This is a genomic window from uncultured Streptomyces sp., from assembly GCF_947488945.1.
GTDB lineage: Bacteria > Actinomycetota > Actinomycetes > Streptomycetales > Streptomycetaceae > Streptomyces.
This window is the reverse complement of the sequence record NZ_CANLBS010000010.1, coordinates 178508-195793: the sequence shown is the minus strand read 5'-3', so window position 1 is coordinate 195793 and position 17286 is coordinate 178508. Positions and strand designations below refer to the sequence as shown.

Annotated in this window: 14 protein-coding genes and 2 pseudogenes; 8 read left to right on the top strand and 8 right to left on the bottom strand. The window is 71.5% G+C overall.

Translation table 11 applies throughout. The features are described from left to right. Positions 1-25 precede the first annotated feature (25 nt). Positions 26-1297, bottom strand: coding sequence for an ABC transporter substrate-binding protein (locus Q0994_RS18325; protein WP_299536046.1), 1272 nt, complete (start codon positions 1295-1297; stop codon positions 26-28). A gap of 225 nt (positions 1298-1522) precedes the next feature. Here Q0994_RS18325 and Q0994_RS18320 point away from each other — a divergent pair, with 225 nt between their 5' ends. Both Q0994_RS18320 and Q0994_RS18315 read left to right on the top strand, forming a co-directional pair. Continuing rightward, entirely contained in the window at positions 1523-2617 is a 1095-nt protein-coding gene (locus Q0994_RS18320; protein ID WP_299536044.1) for a LacI family DNA-binding transcriptional regulator, read from the top strand. Between the two features lie 266 nt (positions 2618-2883). Further along, positions 2884-3450 carry a hypothetical protein gene (locus Q0994_RS18315; RefSeq protein WP_299536042.1) on the top strand — a complete coding sequence of 189 codons (567 nt, stop codon included), beginning with the start codon at positions 2884-2886 and terminating at the stop codon, positions 3448-3450. 66 nt (positions 3451-3516) lie between these two features. Here the strand turns inward: Q0994_RS18315 and Q0994_RS18310 are convergent. Then, positions 3517-3672 (bottom strand): annotated as a pseudogene (locus tag Q0994_RS18310) (IS1182 family transposase); the annotation flags it as partial. Positions 3673-3743: 71 nt separating this feature from the next. Then, positions 3744-3902: pseudogene (locus Q0994_RS18305) on the bottom strand (transposase); the annotation flags it as partial. A gap of 129 nt (positions 3903-4031) precedes the next feature. Here Q0994_RS18305 and Q0994_RS18300 point away from each other — a divergent pair. After that, a complete protein-coding gene (locus tag Q0994_RS18300; RefSeq protein WP_299536040.1) occupies positions 4032-4529 on the top strand; it encodes a DUF5958 family protein in 498 nt (165 codons plus the stop codon). A 22-nt stretch (positions 4530-4551) separates the two neighbouring features. On the opposite strand, the gene Q0994_RS18295 is transcribed toward Q0994_RS18300, so the two are convergent. Both Q0994_RS18295 and Q0994_RS18290 read right to left on the bottom strand, forming a co-directional pair. Next, complete coding sequence (locus Q0994_RS18295; RefSeq protein WP_299536038.1) at positions 4552-5049, bottom strand: hypothetical protein; 498 nt, start codon at positions 5047-5049, stop codon at positions 4552-4554. Between the two features lie 163 nt (positions 5050-5212). After that, positions 5213-7084, bottom strand: a complete 1872-nt coding sequence (locus Q0994_RS18290; RefSeq protein WP_299536035.1) for a serine hydrolase — start codon at positions 7082-7084, stop codon at positions 5213-5215. A 286-nt stretch (positions 7085-7370) separates the two neighbouring features. Here Q0994_RS18290 and Q0994_RS18285 point away from each other — a divergent pair, with 286 nt between their 5' ends. Beyond that, complete coding sequence (locus Q0994_RS18285; protein WP_299536033.1) at positions 7371-8879, top strand: acyl-CoA synthetase; 1509 nt, start codon at positions 7371-7373, stop codon at positions 8877-8879. Positions 8880-9035: 156 nt separating this feature from the next. Here the strand turns inward: Q0994_RS18285 and paaK are convergent, their stop codons facing one another. After that, a complete protein-coding gene (paaK, locus tag Q0994_RS18280; protein ID WP_299536032.1) occupies positions 9036-10325 on the bottom strand; it encodes a phenylacetate--CoA ligase PaaK in 1290 nt (429 codons plus the stop codon). A gap of 196 nt (positions 10326-10521) precedes the next feature. Between paaK and Q0994_RS18275 the strand changes: the two genes are divergently transcribed. The 3 genes from Q0994_RS18275 to Q0994_RS18265 all read left to right on the top strand — a co-directional run bounded on the left by Q0994_RS18275 (position 10522) and on the right by Q0994_RS18265 (position 11849). Beyond that, entirely contained in the window at positions 10522-10764 is a 243-nt protein-coding gene (locus tag Q0994_RS18275; RefSeq protein WP_299536030.1) for a DUF397 domain-containing protein, read from the top strand. Positions 10765-10828: 64 nt separating this feature from the next. Beyond that, entirely contained in the window at positions 10829-11239 is a 411-nt protein-coding gene (locus Q0994_RS18270; RefSeq protein WP_299536027.1) for an ACT domain-containing protein, read from the top strand. Between the two features lie 109 nt (positions 11240-11348). Next, the gene (locus Q0994_RS18265) at positions 11349-11849 is read left to right on the top strand and encodes a hypothetical protein (RefSeq protein ID WP_299536025.1); all 501 of its coding nucleotides are present in this window, start codon (positions 11349-11351) and stop codon (positions 11847-11849) included. Positions 11850-11972: 123 nt separating this feature from the next. Here Q0994_RS18265 and Q0994_RS18260 read toward each other — a convergent pair whose 3' ends face one another. Continuing rightward, entirely contained in the window at positions 11973-14210 is a 2238-nt protein-coding gene (locus Q0994_RS18260; RefSeq protein WP_299536023.1) for a germacradienol/geosmin synthase, read from the bottom strand. Positions 14211-14636: 426 nt separating this feature from the next. On the opposite strand from Q0994_RS18260, the gene Q0994_RS18255 reads away from it, so the two are divergent. Continuing rightward, positions 14637-15977: an N-acetylmuramoyl-L-alanine amidase gene (locus Q0994_RS18255; RefSeq protein WP_299536020.1), complete on the top strand. Its 1341-nt coding sequence runs from the start codon at positions 14637-14639 to the stop codon at positions 15975-15977. A gap of 66 nt (positions 15978-16043) precedes the next feature. Here the strand turns inward: Q0994_RS18255 and Q0994_RS18250 are convergent, their stop codons facing one another. Then, on the bottom strand, positions 16044-17180 hold the full coding sequence (locus Q0994_RS18250; protein WP_299536018.1) for an aminoglycoside phosphotransferase family protein: 1137 nt from the start codon (positions 17178-17180) through the stop codon (positions 16044-16046). Positions 17181-17286 lie beyond the last annotated feature (106 nt).

Below are 17286 nucleotides of genomic sequence, written 5' to 3'. Positions count from 1 at the left end.
GGATGTCAGTGACACGGTGACGACCTCACATCCGGCCGATGGCGGCCTCGGCGAGCCGGCCGAGCTCCGCGACGGCGTCCTTCGCGGACTGGTCTCCCACGATCGCGGGCTCCAGCGTCGGCTTGATCTTCTCGCGGATCTCCATCCAGGCGGGGGTGCCGCCCTCGGAGACGGCGTGCTCCAGGTTCTGGAGCGAGAGGTCGACGAACCGGTTCTCCTTGACGTAGCCGGTGTCGTCCAGGTCGCGCAGACCGGGGACCGAGCCGCGCTGCTTCGCCGCGCCGAGGATCGACTCCGGGGTCGCCAGGTACTCCACCAGCGCGCGGGCGGCGGCGGGGTGCTTGGAGCGCGCCGACTGGGTGACGAGGGTGCCGCCCTGGAGCATCGCGGGCCGGCGGTTGGCGAGGACGAACGCGCCGAGCTTGTCGCCCTCGATCAGTTCCGGGTTCTGCTGGGCGACCTGCACCCACAGGGCGCTGGTGGTCATCATCATCGACGCCTCGCCGGTCTGCACGTTCGACGGGGCGCCGGCGTCCGTCTTCTTCGTGTAGTCCGCGGAGCCGTCGGCGATCAGGTCCTTGAAGAACTGCAGCGCCTCGACGCCGCGTTCGCCGGTGAACAGCGCCTTCTTGCCGTCCGCGCTGAACAACTGGCCGCCGTTGGCGAACAGGAAGGTCTCCCAGCACTGCCGCAGGTCGATCGAGAACGGGTCGAAGCCGACCCGGTCGCCCTTCGTGAGCTGCTTGGCGACCGCGCGCAACTCGGCCCAGGTGGCGGGGGTCTTCTTGATGCCCGCCTCGGCGAAGTGGTCCTTGCGGTAGACGACGATCCGGGTGTCCAGCACGACCGGCAGCGCGTACAGCTTGCCCTCGTACCGCGACGGGTCCAGCACCCGTTCCTCGTACTGGTGGGCGGTCGCCAGCCGCTCCGGCAGTTCGGCGATGGCCTTCTTGGCGGCGAACGGCGGGATCCAGCCGACGCCCATCATCAGCACGTCGGGCAGCAGACCGCCCGCGAGCCCGGTGGTGATCTTCTCGTTGAGCTGCGCGTACGTGGTGTAGTCCACGTTCACCTTGACGTCCGGGTACTTCTTCCGGAAGCCGCCGAGGATCTCCTTCTCCAGCAGGGTCTTGCCGTTGCTGCCTTCGTAGATGGGGGTGAGGAGGGTGATCTCGCCCTCTGCGGGGCCGTCGGCAGAACCGGCGGAGGCCGAGCCGGTGCCGGTGCCGCATCCGGTCAGGGCTGCGGCGCCGCCGACGCCGATGGCTGCGAGCATCGACCGTCTTGTGAGTTCCATGGGGCACCCCTCTTGAGGTGAAGTCTGTGGATCGATCCACCGGAAGGCACCCAGCAGTGGCTGGGAAGTGCTGGTAAATCGATGCACTGATGCTAGGAACGGCTCAGGAGGAACGTCAACACGTGAAGCACAAGAACTTTTCAGGGAAGTTAACGTCCTGGCAGGTATGGTGACTTCACTAAATCGATACACTAAAACAGTCGTGTGTTCCGAACCGGAGGTGGCATGAGCGGGGTTACGATCCATCAGGTCGCGGAGGCAGCCGGGGTCTCCGCCAGTACGGTCTCCAACGTCCTCAACGGCCGTACCAACCGGATGCAGCCGGCCACGCTCGCCCGCGTCGAGCAGGCCATCGAACGCCTCAGCTACCGGCCCAACCGGGCCGCCAGGATGCTGCGCACCGGTCGCATCAAGGTCATCGGGCTCATCGTGCCGTCCGTCGCCAACCCCTTCTGGGGCTCACTGGCACGGGAGCTGGAGGCCATCGCGCTGGCGGAGGGGTACCACGTCCTGCTCTGCAACAGCGAACGCGACCCCGCACGCGAGCTGAGATACGGTGAGGAACTGCTCGCGGACGGGGTCAGCGGGGTGGTGCTGTGTTCCTCGCTGCCCTCCCTCGACCACGTGACGCCGCTGCTCAGCCGCGGCCTCAAGATGGTGGCGTTCGACCGCACCGCGCAGGCCGGCGACCCGCCGTCGCTCGCCAGCATCAGCGTAGACAACGCCATGGGCGCCGAGATCGCGACCCGTCACCTCCTTGAACTCGGCCACCGCAGACTCGCGTTCGTCTCCGGCTCGGTCGGCAGCGTCAACCGCCGCGAGCGGTTGCGCGGATTCCGCGCCGCACTGGAGGAGGCGGGCCTCGACCCGGCGGACGCCGTCGTCTGGCCGGGAGCCGCCATGACGGAGTTCGGCGACAAGGACGCCGCCGAACTCGGCCGCAACGCCGCACGCGAACTCCTCTCCGGACCCCGGCCGCCCACCGCCTTCGTCGCCATCAACGACATGTGCGCGATCGGCATCTGCCGGGGCGTCAAGGACGCCGGACTCACCGCCGGCCCCGACGTCTCCGTGGTCGGCTTCGACGACATCCTCCTCGCCGACCTCTTCGAACCGCCCCTGACCACCGTCCGCCAGCCGCTGCCGGAGATGGCCGCCGAGACCTTCCAGCAGCTCCGCGCCCGGATCGAGGCCGAACCGGGCGCGGGCCGCTCCCTGCTGATCAGACCCCGGCTGGTGGTCAGGCAGTCCACCGGACCGGTGCGGCAGGAGCGGGGCCACTTTCCGGCCCAGGGGACGGCGGCCCCGGCGGAGAGGTGAGGGGGCGGGGGCGGCCTACCGGAACGCGCAGGCCAGGTTCGAGCCGCACACTCTGCGCCCGGCAGGCCGGACGCGGCCGTGCGGAACTGCCGGTGGCACCGCCCCCGGCGCGGGGCCGGACCCAGCGGGTGCAGCGATAGTCACGTCGTGATGCAACCGCCTCATCGAGGCCCGGATACTGGGTTGTGGCCGAACCATCTCGGAGACGCTCTACGAACGGCCAGGCATACCTTCACGGCAGGCCCAGTGGGTATTAGCCTCTCGCCATGAGTCATGGGGAGGATGAGGGCGCGTTGGTTCTGGCGGCGCAGGAGATGCTCGCCGGAGGGCAGAGCGGCGAGGAGGTCTTCGCCGAGCTTGCCACGAGAACCGGCAAGTGGGGTGTCTGCGTGTTGGCCGTGTGCCTGGCCCTGGGTGTGCCCGAGACTGACGCCGAAGCCCGACTCCAGGAGTTCGAGCCGCTTTTCGCAGACTTCGCGGTGGGTGAGGAGGAGGACCTCGCCTTCGCTCTCAGGTTCGGGCACGTCTTCATCGTGGAGCGCGTGCTTGGCGAGCACGAGAAGCACATCCGCGACCTACTGGGAATCGCCGCCGGTGCCCGCGGAGGCTATCCCGGAGGTCTGCTCGCATGGTTTCGCACCGGGGAGCTCACAAAGATCTTTCTCTACTTCGCCAAAACCCAGTTCCGGGACGAGCGGGGCTCACCGCCCGCCTTCTGGGCCGCGATGACCGCGGCCGGCGAACTCCTTGCCCAGAACGGCCCGGACCACGAAGAGGTGACTGCGGGGCTGGCGCTGTGCCGCGCGCAGACTGCGGCCATCGGTGCGAAGTAGCATCGTCATCCGCCTTCGCTTGATAGGGGGTCCCGGCAGCGACCGCCAAACGGCCGCGAGCAGGCCCGCCTTGTGTTTGGAGGCGCTGGCCTCCAGTTTGGTGCCGTCCAGCGCGACGCGGCCCATCTTGACCATGTCCAGTTTCTGCGCCAGGTGCGGCGGCTGCAGGAACAGGCCGGCGAGCGCGTCCAGGGGGCGGCGGCGGAGCCGGGAGATCGAGCGTCGTCGATTACAGGCACAACAGCGTCGGACAGTCGTCGGGCGAGCCGTTGCCGCACCGGCAACGGCTCCTACGGCGACTGGTTCACGAACTGCTGCGTACCCTGCATGTTCCCGTCCGGCAACCGCTCGGCCATCGGCTGGATCGACTTACACCGCCCGTCCAGCATCAGACCGTGCAGATGACAGGCACCCCACCGGCGCTGATCCTGCCGTGGCAACGACCGGAACACATCACCCACGAACTCCGCCAACTCACCCCGGAGCCGCTCGACATCCCCAGTCTCCCACGTTGAAGATGCCCATCACCAGGCAAGATCACTCAAGGTAAAGAAGCACTACTAGGACGTTTCCTGTGGATCATGACGCGAGTCAGTCGAAGCGTCGCGCCGTCCGTCTCCAGCTCGTTCTCGACCGAGGCGCTGTGGAATGATCGGCAGATGTTGGGGACCGGCAGTGAGGATGGGCGAGCGCTTCGGCGTGAAGCCGAGCAAGTTGTCAACGAGGTAGCCCAAGAGCTCCGCACGTTGGACGAGGGGACCTCCTGGTTCTCCGTCCTTTCCCCGGCGAGACGGCAGGCTGTACTCCAGGAAGTCGCCGGCTACGTGATGCAGGCCCACATCACGGCGGCAGACGGACGGGAAGGTGTTGCCCGGTCCGGCGTGAAGGCCACGGCAAATCCCTCAGTGATGATTTCCATGGATCCACCTCGCTACGGGTTTGCAGCCCTCCCGGCCGACGAACACGTCAGAGCGTTCCGTGTCCTCGTCTCGGTGTTCGCCATCGCCGATGCCCGCCGCAAGCAGACGTACTGCAAAGGTACTTGCGGACACGCATGGCACAATTTGCCCGCCTGGTGAGACGCCGTGGCGGGGCACACGCCTACCCGAGGAAGGTTCTGTCGAGTCCTGTCCCGTGATTGGTCCCTGCGTAGTGTGGACGTGGTCGGTGGCGAGCCCGACCGCTCGTTTGTCCGGCGAGGTTGAGGTTGTGCAGGCGGGTGATTCCGCGCACGGCGTGGCGGGCGCCGTCGCCTCTGAGACCGCAGTCGCGAAGGACCTGCCATGTCTTCATGCGGGCGAAGACGTGCTCGACGCGGTCGCGGACCTGCTTGGGGGACTTGGTGTGGGCCTTCTTCCAGCCAAGCAGTTCGTCGCCTTTGCGGCGACGATGGGGCGTCACGAGCCCGGTGCCCGGATAACCCTGTAGGCCGCGGCAACCAGCACCCGGTCTTCCAGCGGAGAGGGACCACCGGAGGCCCTCGCGGGCCGCATCCGCACCCTCGCGGCGCGGCGCAGTCACCAAATTGCAGAAGACACGCGGGCTCTGGCCCGTGAAGGGGCTATCCAGGACGTCCGAAGCCGTGATCACACCAGGCACCACAAGATCGTTTCAGGATGCCCAGTACAACGTCGAGAATGCTTAGGGGAGCCTTGTGTGGGCAATCCTGGGAAATCGGGACCGCCCCCGGCGTCGGTGTCGGCCCCGAGAGCGCGGTCCGCGTCGTTCTCGCCACCACGGACCGCACCCTCGAACCGCCCCCTCAGTCCGCCGCCCGTGCCCACCCCAGTGCCGTCACGCGGTCCGCGTCGCCCGGCCGGCGCTCGTCGAACAGGGTCCGGGCCCCGTCCTCCACCCGCAGCCCGTCCACGTACACGCCCCGGCCCACGTACAGCCGGTCGGTGGTGTAACGCCAGCGCAGCGTGAGGTGCTGCCCCCGCCAGGCCCCGAGCCCCGCCCGCACGTCGTGCCACACCCGGCCCGACCAGCCGGTCACCGACCCGTCCGGGTGATCCGCCGGGGCTGCGGCGTGGCGCTGCCCGGTGGTGGTCACGGTCGTGGTGAACGGCACCGGGAGCCAGGTCGCCCCCGCGTCGGCGGACGCCTCCAGGACCAGCGTGTCCGCGTCCGGTTCGACGTCCCACCACAACGCGCAGCGCAGCACCGCCCGTTCGGAGGCGGGCCGCAGCTGCGGAAGGCCGAGCGTGACGGACGCGGCGCTCGCCATGCCCGCGTACCACGCGGTGCGTCCCCGCTCCGGCCGCACCGCTACCGCCCGCGCCATCCGGTTCGCGGCGGCGACCCTCGGGGTACTGCCCGACCGCCAACTGCGGACCGGGTGAACCGAGTTGGCCAGCACGATCAGGAACGAGTCGGTGGACGGGTCGAGCACCAGGCTCGTCCCGGTGAACCCGGTGTGCCCGGCGGTCCGCGGGGTCGCCATCGCGCCCATGTACCAGTGCTGGTAGAGCTCGAACCCCAGCCCGTGCGCGTCCCCGGGGAACGCGGTGTTGAAGTCGGTGAACAGCAGGGACACCGACTCCGCGGAGAGGATCCGGGCCGGACCGTACGCGCCGCCGTTGAGCAGGGTGCGCGCCAGCACCGCCAGGTCCCACGCGGTGGAGAACACGCCCGCGTGGCCGGCGACCCCGCCCAGCGCGTACGCGTTCTCGTCGTGCACCTCGCCCCGGACCATGCCGCGGTCCAGCCCCGACCACGGCAGCCGGGCGTCCTCCGTCGCCGCGATCCTCGGCAGCCAGGATGCGGGCGGGTTGTAGCGGGTGTGCTCCATGCCGAGCGGCCCGGTGATCTCCTCGCGCAGCAGCACGTCCAGCGTGCGGCCGGTGATCTTCTCCAGCACCAGTTGGAGCGAGATCAGATTCAGGTCCGAGTAGAGGTACGCCGTGCCGGGAGCCCCGACCAGGGTCTCGTCCCACAGCAGCCGCAGCTTCCCCTCGCGGGTGGGCTCCTTGTAGAGCGGGATCCACGCACGGAACCCCGAGGTGTGCGTCAGCAGCTGGCGGATCGTCACCCCGCCCTTGCCGCCGCCCGCGAACTCCGGCAGGTACGACGCCACCGTCGCCTCCAGCCCCAGCCGCCCGCGCTCGATCTGCTGCACCGCCAGCAGCGAGGTGAAGAGTTTGGAGACCGAGGCGAGGTCGAAGACGGTGTCCTCGGCCATCGGCACCTGCTGATCGGTCGGCAGCTCCACCCCGGTGTCGGTCTTCTCGTCGTACGCGCTGTAGCGCACCGCCGAGCCGATCGGCCGGTGCAGCGCCACCGTGCCTCCCCGGCCGGCCAGCAGCACCGCGCCCGCGTACCACGGGTGCGTGGGGGAGTCCTCCAGGAACGCCCGCGCGTCCCGCACCAGCAGGTCCAACTGCTCCTGCAGGAGCCCGGCCCGCGCGGCCGTGCCCCGCCGCAGCACCGTCCTCCTCGACGCCGACGCCATGTCCGTACCGGCTCCCGTCCCCGTGGCCGGCGCCCCCGTCCCGGAGGCGCCCACGGCGGGCGCCGCTGCCGCCGCCCGCCCCGCGAAGGGGACCGACGCCAGGGTGAGCGCCCCGCCCAGTGCCAGTATCCCGCCGCCCAGTGCCCGCCGGCCCAACGGCCCGCCCGTGGTGTTCCCGGTCATCCGCAGCCCTCTCCCGTCGCCCCGCAGTCCCGTGTCGAAAGTTATTTTCGGAACTGCGTACGTTCGTGAAACTTCCTGCCGAACCAGAGAGTAAGGCCCACCCCCGGATTCCGTCTCCGTGCACCGCGAACTCGGTCCCGTACGCGGCGGACCCGTGCGCGTACGCCGTCGGACTCGTCCCGCTACGGGCCACGGTGCGCCGTTGACGCCTCCCGCCGGGTGCCCGCCCCACGGAGCGTGCGCCGCGACCCTTGACCACCGGCCCCCGGCCGCACAGGATCACCGCATGACAGGTGTACGCGGCAGCACGGTCGACGGAGTCCTGACCCGGAGCGCCCGGCGCTCCCCGGACCGGACGGCCGTGCGCTACGCCGACCGGACCTGGAGCTACGCGGAACTCGACGCCGCCGTGTCCACCGCCGCCGCCGTCCTCACGGCCGACCACGGCCTGCGCCCCGGCGACCGCGTCGCCGCCTACGCGCACAACTCCGACGTCTACCTGATCGGCTACCTCGCCTGCGCCCGCGCCGGACTGGTCCACGTACCGGTCAACCAGAACCTCACCGGCGAGGACCTGGCCTACCTCCTCGACCAGTCCGGCAGCTCCCTGGTGCTCACCGATCCTGACCTGGCCGGCCGCGTCCCCGGCGGACACCCCGTGCGCGCGCTGCGCGACGCCCCCGGTTCGCTCCTGGACGCGCTCGCCGACGTCCGGCCCTTCTCGCCGGAGCGCGCCCCGACCGCCGACGACCTGGTCCAGTTGCTGTACACCTCCGGCACCACCGCCCGCCCCAAGGGCGCGATGATGACCCACGGCGCGCTCGTCCACGAGTACGTCAGCGCCCTCACCGCCCTCGGTCTGGACGGGTCCGACAAGCCCGTGCACGCGCTGCCGCTCTACCACTCCGCGCAGATGCACGTCTTCCTGCTGCCCTACCTGGCGGTCGGCGCGGAGAACACCATCCTGGACGCCCCCGACGCCGGACGGATCTTCGACCTGGTGGAGGCCGGCCTCGCCGACAGTCTCTTCGCCCCGCCGACCGTCTGGATCGGTCTCGCCAACCACCCCGAGTTCCCCGACCGCGACCTCGGCGGGCTGCGCAAGGCGTTCTACGGCGCGTCGATCATGCCCGTGCCCGTCCTGGAACGCCTCCGGGCACGCCTCCCCGCCCTCGCCTTCCACAACTGTTTCGGCCAGAGCGAGATCGGACCGCTCGCCCTGGTCCTCGGTCCCGACGAGCACGAGGGCCGGATGGACTCGTGCGGACGCCCCGTCCTCTTCGTGGAGGCGCGCGTCGTCGACGAGAACGGCGAAGAGGTGCCCGACGGCACCGCCGGTGAAGTCGTCTACCGCTCACCGCAGTTGTGCCAGGGGTACTGGGACAAGCCCGAAGAGACGGCGGAGGCGTTCCGCGACGGCTGGTTCCACTCCGGCGACCTCGCGGTCCGGGACGCCGAGGGGTACTTCACGGTTGTGGACCGGGTGAAGGACGTCATCAACTCCGGCGGTGTCCTCGTCGCCTCCCGTCAGGTGGAGGACGTGCTCTACACCCACCCGGCCGTCGCGGAGACCGCGGTGGTCGGCCTGCCCGACGACCGCTGGATCGAGGCCGTCACCGCCGTCGTCGTCCTGCGCCCCGAGGCCGCCGACGCCACCGAGGCGGACCTCGTCGCCCACGCCCGCGCCCGCCTCCCGCACTTCAAGGCTCCGAAGCGGGTGCTCTTCGTGGACGACATCCCGCGCAACGCCAGCGGCAAGATCCTCAAGCGTGAACTGCGGGCCCGGTACGCCTGAACGCTCCTGCCGGGGTGTCGGAGGCGCCCGCCGGGCCCCGCCGGAACCGGGCTCGCGGGGCCCGGACGAGCCGCCGTCGTCACCGGTGGCGGTTCAAGGACCGGCCCCGGCCGGGTGGTCACATTCCGCCCCCCGCGAGCGCCTTGCCGCCCTCCGTCATACCTCGCCCCGCAGATCCACGATCCGCCGGATCTTCCCGACGGACCGCTCCAGGGACTCCGGGTCCACGATCTCCACCTCGGCGGACACCCCCACTCCGTCCTTGACCCCGGCCGCGAGGACCGCGGCCGCCCGGCGCCGGCCCTCCGCGTCCAGGCCCGGCCGGGCCTCCGCCCGTACGGTCAGCACGTCCAGCCGGCCCCGGCGGGTGAGGCGCAACTGGAAGTGCGGGGCGACCCCGGGCGTCCGCAGGGCGATCTCCTCGATCTGGGTCGGGAAGACGTTGACCCCGCGCACGATCACCAGGTCGTCGCTGCGGCCCGTCACCTTCTCCATCCGGCGGAACGCCCGCGCCGTGCCCGGCAGCAGCCGCGTCAGGTCGCGGGTGCGGTAGCGGATCACCGGCATGGCCTCCTTGGTGAGCGAGGTGAAGACCAGCTCCCCCTCCTCGCCGTCCGGCAGCACCTCTCCGGTCAGTGGATCCACGACCTCCGGATAGAAGTGGTCCTCCCAGACGTGCAGCCCGTCCTTGGTCTCCACGCACTCCTGCGCCACCCCCGGACCCATCACCTCCGACAGCCCGTAGATGTCCACCGCGTCGATCGCGAACCGTTCCTCGATCTCCCGGCGCATCTCCTCGGTCCACGGCTCCGCCCCGAAGATCCCGGTCCGCAGCGACGTACCGCGCGGATCGACGCCCTGGCGCTCGAACTCGTCGAGCAGGGTCAGCATGTACGACGGGGTGATCATGATGATCTCCGGCCGGAAGTCCTGGATCAGCCGTACCTGGCGCGCGGTCATGCCGCCGGACGCGGGGACGACCGTGCAGCCCAGGCGCTCCGCCCCGTAGTGCGCGCCGAGTCCGCCGGTGAACAGACCGTACCCGTAGGCGACATGGATCGTCTGGCCGGGACGGCCGCCCGCGGCGCGGATCGACCGGGCCACGACGTCGGCCCAGGTCTCCAGGTCCCGCCCGGTGTAGCCGACCACGGTCGGCGTGCCGGTGGTGCCGCTGGAGGCGTGGAGCCGGCGGATCTCCGACCGGTCGACGGCGAACATGCCGAAGGGGTAGGCGGCCCGCAGGTCGTCCTTCACCGTGAACGGGAAGCGGGCGAGGTCGGCGAGGCTCCGGCAGTCCTCCGGCCGCACCCCCGCGGCGTCGAAGGCCGCGCGGTGGTGCGCGACGTTCCCGTACGCGTGCCGCAGCGTGGCTTGGAGCCGTTCGAGCTGCAGTTCCTCCAGCGCGTCGCGTCCGAGCCGCTCCGCGTCGTCCAGCAGGGCCGTCATGCGCGCACTCCTCCCACCGGGGCCGACCGATCATTCGGTTGCCGTTCCCGGAAGCAGTAATTCAGGAGTCCGGGGTGCCTGGCAAGGGGCGCGGCACGATGGATGGTCCGCGTCGGCACGGTCCGCCTTACGCACCCTGTCCCGCGCGGCGGCCGGTGGCTACCCTGGAAGGGGACGACGAGCGGGAGGAGCAGTCGTGGCGGAACGCACGGCCATCCGGAATCCCTTCGCGGGATGGGAGAAGCCTGATCTCGACCTGAGCGGCGCCGACTGGAGATCCGGCACGCGGGGAGCGGGCGACGTCCAGATCGCCTTCGTCGAGGGATGCATCGCCATGCGCAACGCGGGCAGACCCGGCAGCCCGTCGCTGATCTTCAACCCCGCCGAGTGGCGCGCGTTCGTGGTCAACGCCCGCGGGGGCGATTTCGACCGCGCCTGAGCCGGCGCGCGGCGCAGCCGGTGTCCCGGCCCTCGCCGCGGCGCCGCCGCCGTAGCCTGGAGCCATGACCGGTGAGCGCGACCTCCGCACCCTGCTGCGTACCCTGCGGCCCGAGCGGCAGCCGGGACGGTACGTCTTCACCAGCGTGCCCGGCGGCACGGCGCCCGGCGGCGTGCACCCGGTCGTGACGGTGGCCGAACGCGAGGGGCTGACGCTCGTGCTGCCCGAGGGCGAGGCGGAGGCCGCCGGGCTCGGCCACGACTTCACGGCCGGCTGGATCACCCTGCGGGTGCACTCCGCGCTGGACGCCGTCGGACTGACCGCCGCCGTCTCCCTCGCCCTCACCGACGCCGGCATCAGCTGCAACGTGGTCGCCGGATACCACCACGACCACCTCTTCGTCCCGTACGACCGGTCCGCCGAGGCCGTGGCCGTTCTGGAAGCCCTGGCCGCCGAGTCCGGCGCATCCTGCTGACCGCGCCCGCGAGCCGGGCGCGCGGGGCCGCCGCGCGGCCGGAGTGCCCCGCCGGACCGCATGCCGGGGGCCGCTCCGGAACGTGAGCCGGGCCACGTACCATGTCTGCATGTCCTTCCTCCGCCGTCGCAGCGCCGCCACTCCCGCGGGCCCGGACTTCGATGTCCTGGCCATGGACCCCGGGGACTGGCCCGGGAACCTCGGCGCCGGTCTGCTGCCCGCCCCCGACGGGACCTGCCAGGGCGTCTTCCTGCGGTACGACCTGTACGGCGGCCGCGGCCCGGCCATGATCATCGGCAACCTCCCGGAGGGCTCGCCCGCCCGCGAGACCGAGGAGGGCCAGGTCCCCTTCGAGGTGGCGCAGTTGCTCCTCGCCCTGGAGAACGACGAGCCGGTCGAGGTCACCAGCACCGAGGACATGCCGGTCATGCAGGGCGACAACCTCATGATCGTGCGCCGGGTGAAGCTCTCCGAGAGCCGGATCGCCTGCGTCCAGTTCGACCGCAGCGACGGCGTGCTCGTCACCATCGCCAGCTGGGACCGGCCCATCACCGACGACCTGTACGCGCTGCTGAAGCCGCTGCCCGCGGAGCTCTTCCAGCAGGGCTGACCCCGCGGCCCGGCCCCCGGCGACCGCGGAAACGTCCCTGCGCATCTCCCGCGGAGGTGCAGGGATACGCCGGGACGTTTCCCCGCGCCTCCGCGGGGCCGGCCGGGCCGTCGGGCGGCTCCGCTACCCCCGGCCGGCGGCCGTCCGGGCCAGCGACCGCGTCAGCTGAGCCGCCGCCGTGCCCAGCCCCGTCGGCCCGTCGAGCTGCCACGCCGTACCGCCCCGGCTCTCCCTCCGCAGGTCCTCCTCGCGGTAGCGCCGGCACTCCCGGTGCCACACGAGGATGCCCGCGAGCCAGTTCCTGAGCTCGTGCACATAACCCTCCAGGGTCGCCCTGCCCTCCGCGTCCAGGCCGAAGTCTTTGTACAGGACCGGAAGTTCGACCTGCGCCACGTGCTCGAACTGGCGCAGCCGCGACGTCATCAGGTCGTGCACCACGGCGACGCCCGTCGGATAGTCCACGCCGAAGAAGTTCTGCACCACCAGGACGCCGTTGTGCACCTCGCCCTCGTACTCGATCTCCTTCTGGTACGAGAACAGGTCGTTGAGCAGGGCCGCCCAGTCGGCGGCCGCGTTCTCCAGCGACCGCACCGGGCCGCTGCGGTAGACCTCCGGTGCCACCTTCCTCCCGTGCCCCAGTCGGCACAGGCTCATCGTGAGGTCGGAGCCGAACGTCAGCCGGCGCATCTCGACGTAGTCCACCGGGTCCGGAATCCGGTTCTGTGCCTGGTTCGCCAGCTCCCACAGCCAGCTCTCCGTCATGACCTCGACCGCGCGGCGGAAGTCGCGGCGCCCGTCCTCGTCCAGCCCTCCCGCGGTCCGCGTCCACAGGTCGCCCAGCCCTCGCTCCAGCGCGTTCACCGGCTCCGGCGTCGCGCCGGCGTCCAGCGGCATGAAGAGCGACAACCGGGCGTTGGCCGCCCTGGCGCCCGCCAGGTCGCGGGTCCGCCCGTGCACCACCGGGAACCAGTCGTCGCCGTAGGTGCCCCAGGCCAGCCAGGCCGACGACACGTCCAGTTCGTCCGGGGTGGCGTCCGGGCGGATGCCCGCCGCGCACAGCGGCAGGTCGATCGCCCGGATGCGGTCCTCGTCCCAGATGTGCGAACCCGGCAGCCCCGGCTGGGCCCGCAGGACACCCATCCGTCGGGCCCACTCCACGACCCGGACCCGGGCGCCGTCCAGGTGCGGGCTGAGCCTCGCGCGGTAGGGCAGGTCGAACGCCGGCAGCAGCGAGGGCCCCACCCGCCGGTGCGGCACATGGCTGTGGCCGCGCATCCGGGCCGCCTCCGAGCGGGGGGTGAAGCGGATCGACGCCGCCGCCATCCCGAAGCCGCCCGCCACCGGCCCGAAGCCCGGCACCGGCTCCACCCCGCCGCCGTTCATGTACCGGCTGGAGCGCAGGTGCCACTCGTGCCCGCCGGACTGCCAGTCCTGCAGCCCCTTCACGTACGCCAGCACCGCGGCGTTCTCCGCCGGGTCCAGACCGCGCTCCACGGACAGCGGGGCCAGCTCTGTCAGCGCGGTGTTCTCGAACTGTTGGAGGCGCGAGGTGAGCAGGTCGTTGACGGCCTCGGCGGCCTCCTGGGTGGTACAGCCGAGGAACTTCTCCAGCACCAGCACGCCGTTGCTGTTCTCCCCCTCGTCCTCGACCTCCCGCTGGTACGAGAACAGGTCGTTGCGCAGATGGACCGCGTCCGAGAAGGCGTCCCGCAGCACCCGCAGCGCACGGGAGTCCGCCACCCGCGCGGGCACCTCGGCACTCGCCGCGTACTCCACCAGACCCGCGGACCAGGGGGCACCGCCCACCTTGCGGCGCATCTCGATGTACTCGACCGGGTTGGCGATCCGCCCTTCGTTGATGTTCGCCAGTTCCCACAACGACTCGTTGAGCAGGTTCCGCGTCGACTCCGCGAACCGCGCCCGCCAGGCGTCCGACATGGCCGGCACCGTGCGCGCCCACAGGTCCGCGAGGCCCGCCTCCACCGGATGGGCGGGCTCCGGAACCGCCGCGCCGCGCTCCATCGGCATGAACGCGGGCAGCCGGTCCAGATACCGCTTCCCCCCGGCGCGGTCCGGGTGCCGCTTGAACAGTTCGAGGAAGTGGTCGTCGAAGAAGAAGACCCACACGTACCAGTCGGTCACCAGCGAGAGGACCTCGGCCGGGCAGTCCGGATGCGTGTACGCGCAGAGCAGCGCGTAGTCGTGGGCCTCCAGGTCCTCCTCCGTCCAGATGCCCGATCCCTCCGTCATGCCCATGCCGCGCGCCCACTCCCGGGTGTGCTGCCGTGCCTCCTCCAGGTGGGGGTTGAGCCGCGCCGGATACGGGACGTAGAAGTCGGGCAGTGAGAAGGGCTGTGCCATGTGCGTGGGTGCCTTTCCAAAGATCCGTCGCACGCGCCGCGCGCGACATGGTCCTGTCGGCGGAGCCCTACCCCTGGGCCATCCGGGTTACGCGGAACGGGCATTAGTCACATAATCGCCACGGTCGGAGCGCCAGTGGTGTGCCGGACCTGGCATCGACGGAGCGCCGGTAGGCGCGTCGACCGAGCGACGGTCCGGCCCGTGCCGGGTAAAACTCCGGTAACGCGGGCGGTGTCCGTCCCACTCCCGGCTTTCACACCGCAGGTCACAGCCGGTGCCAGTGGTCCGGTCCAGTGGCGGATGGGGCCGCATCCGTCCGCCCCTTGACGTGCCGTCACCCCGCGCAACAGAGTGTGCCGCCACCACACCATGCACGGATCGCCCGGCGCCGGCCCACCGGAACCGGACGGCAGGAGGGCTGCCCCCATGACGTCGAAGACGAAGATCAGGTTCGCGGTGGCCCTGGCCGCGGCCGGCACGCTGAGCGCCACCCTGCTCGCCCCCGCCGCCGGAGCCCGGCCCGCCGACGCGGTCCGCCCCGAATGCCCGCGCGGCCTCGCCTGCGACTGGGTGCCGGCCGCCTACCGGCAGACCGGCGACCCGGCCGACAAGGAGTCGTACGGCAACTACGACACCGCGGACCGGCCCCGCACCAACAAGATCGACTACATCGTCCTGCACGATACCGAAGTCGGCTTCGACTCCACCCTGAAGCTCTTCCAGAACCCGGCGAGCAAGACCTCCGCCCACTACGTGGTGAGGTCGTCCGACGGGCACGTGACCCAGATGGTGAAGACCAAGGACATCGCCTGGCAGGCGGGCAACTGGTACGTCAACACCCACTCGATCGGCATCGAGCAGGAGGGTTACGCCGCCCAGGGCGCCCAGTGGTACACCCCGGCGATGTACCGCTCCACCGCCCGACTGGTCGCCCATCTCGCCCGCGTGCACGACATCCCGCTCGACCGGCAGCACATCCTCGGCCACGACGGCGTCCCGCCGACCTCCGCCGCCGGGACCGGCGGCATGCACTGGGACCCGGGCCCCTACTGGGACTGGAACCGCTTCATGAAGCTCCTGCGCCAGGAGGCGAAGGCCGCGCGCCCCGCCGCCGCGAGGAACAGCCCCCTGGTGACCGTCACGGCCGGGTTCGACGCCAACCGGCAGGCGTTCCGCGACTGCGAGAAGGACACGGACCTGCCCGTCCAGGGCAGCAGCGCCGTACCGCTGCACACCGGCCCCACCGAAGACGCACCCCTGTTCGCGGACCCCGGACTGCACCCCGGCGGCGTGGGCACCGACTGCGCCGCCGACTGGGGCAGCAAGATCAGCGCCACCCAGCAGGCCGTCGTCGCCGACCGGGCGCCCGGCTGGACCGCGATCTGGTGGTACGGCGCCAAGGCGTGGCTCCGCACCCCGGAGGGCAGCCATGTGCTCACCCCCACCCGCGGCACCGTGGTACGCCCCAAGCCCGGACGCACCGACGTCCCCGTGTACGGCGTCGCCTACCCCGCGGCGGCCGACTACCCGGCCGGCTTCACCGGCGGCCGGACCGGGGCCCCGCTCCTCTACACGATCGGAGCGGGCCAGTCGTTCCCCGGCGGCGGCGAAGCCCCCACGGGCTACTACCACGCGCCCACCATCGACTCCTCGCAGCCCTACGACCACACCTACTTCACCGGCCCGGAGACGTACCTGACGGTCCAGATCGGCCACCGCGTCGGCTTCGTCAAGGCGTCGGACGTCGACGTCGTACGGGTGGGCTGACCCGGCGGGGGACCGGTGTGTCGGCACCGGCCCCCGCCGGGGTACTGCTCGCGCCGCCGCGTGCGGTCAGCGCGTGCCGACCGCCGCGCGCACGGCCCGCCGCGCCATCGCGCAGTCGTCGTGCAACCGCCGCAGCAGCAGTCGCTGCTCCTCGCCGGAGAACAACGCGCCGGGCCGGTCCTGGGTCGCGGTGGCGGGTCCGGGCTCCCGCATGGTCCGCTGCACCGCGGTCTCGTAGGTGCGGATCTCGCGGGTGAGCACCAGCATCAGGTTCACCAGGAAGGCGTCCCGGGCGGCCGTTCCCCGTGCCTGCGCGAGTTGGCTGATCTGCCGGCGCGCGCCCGGGACACTGCCCAGGACCGTCCACAGTGTGGCCAGGTCGTAGCCGGGCAGGTACCAGCCCGCGTGCTCCCAGTCGACCAGCACCGGGCCGGTCGGCGACAGCAGGATGTTCGAGAGCAGCGCGTCACCGTGGCAGAACTGGCCCATGCCCTGCCGCCCGCCCGCGTGCGCGAGACCGTGCAGCAGCTTCTGCAGGTCCCCCAGATCCCGGTCGGTGAAGAGGCCGAGCTCGTGGTAGCGGGAGATCCGCGAGGCGTAGTCCAGCGGGGCCTCGAAGAGCCCCGCCTGCGGCCGCCATTCGTTGATCCTGCTGACCGCGCCGAGCACCGCCCGCAGATCCGCGCGGGGCGGCGCTTCCACGGGGTGGCGCGTCAGGGCGGCCACCCGTCCGGGCATCCGCTCGATCACCAGTGTGCAGTTCTCCGGGTCCGCCGCGATCAGCCGGGGCGCCCGCACCGGGGGGCGGTGCCGGACGAACGCGCGGTACGCCGCTATCTCGTGCCGGAACCGTTCCGTCCACGCGGGGGAGTGGTCCAGTAAACACTTCGCCACCGCGGTCGTCCGCCCCGTCATCCCCACGATCAGCACCGACCGGCTGCTCCGCCGCAGGACCTGCACGGGGTTGAACTCCGGGCAGATGCGCTGCACCGAGGCGATGGCCATGCGCACCTGGGCCCCCTGCGGGCCCGACAGGTCGATCCGGCCGCTGACCGGCTGACCGCCCGGCCCCGCGGGGCGCCGGGGCCGGCCCGGTCCCTGCGCGGTCGCACCGGGCAGCGGGGCGAGGTACGGCCCCCCGGCCGTGCCTCTGGGGCGGAGCGGCCGGGCCGGGGCGGACACGGGGGACGAGGCTGTGTACATGGGCGAACAGATCCCTTCGCGCGCCGACAAGTGACGTGCGCCGCCCCGGCCGGCGACCGTACGGCACCCTGGGGAGTACCGAGGGCTGCCGGGCGGGGTGGCGCGT

Coding starts and splice junctions, on each gene's coding strand:
- Q0994_RS18300 (WP_299536040.1), top strand. CDS start 4,032: ATGACGCGAGTCAGTCGAAGCGTCGCGCCGTCCGTCTCCAGCTCGTTC.
- Q0994_RS18325 (WP_299536046.1), bottom strand. CDS start 1,297: ATGGAACTCACAAGACGGTCGATGCTCGCAGCCATCGGCGTCGGCGGC.
- Q0994_RS18260 (WP_299536023.1), bottom strand. CDS start 14,210: ATGGCACAGCCCTTCTCACTGCCCGACTTCTACGTCCCGTATCCGGCG.
- Q0994_RS18315 (WP_299536042.1), top strand. CDS start 2,884: ATGAGTCATGGGGAGGATGAGGGCGCGTTGGTTCTGGCGGCGCAGGAG.
- Q0994_RS18270 (WP_299536027.1), top strand. CDS start 10,829: ATGACCGGTGAGCGCGACCTCCGCACCCTGCTGCGTACCCTGCGGCCC.
- Q0994_RS18255 (WP_299536020.1), top strand. CDS start 14,637: ATGACGTCGAAGACGAAGATCAGGTTCGCGGTGGCCCTGGCCGCGGCC.
- paaK (WP_299536032.1), bottom strand. CDS start 10,325: ATGACGGCCCTGCTGGACGACGCGGAGCGGCTCGGACGCGACGCGCTG.
- Q0994_RS18320 (WP_299536044.1), top strand. CDS start 1,523: ATGAGCGGGGTTACGATCCATCAGGTCGCGGAGGCAGCCGGGGTCTCC.
- Q0994_RS18285 (WP_299536033.1), top strand. CDS start 7,371: ATGACAGGTGTACGCGGCAGCACGGTCGACGGAGTCCTGACCCGGAGC.
- Q0994_RS18290 (WP_299536035.1), bottom strand. CDS start 7,084: ATGACCGGGAACACCACGGGCGGGCCGTTGGGCCGGCGGGCACTGGGC.
- Q0994_RS18250 (WP_299536018.1), bottom strand. CDS start 17,180: ATGTACACAGCCTCGTCCCCCGTGTCCGCCCCGGCCCGGCCGCTCCGC.
- Q0994_RS18265 (WP_299536025.1), top strand. CDS start 11,349: ATGTCCTTCCTCCGCCGTCGCAGCGCCGCCACTCCCGCGGGCCCGGAC.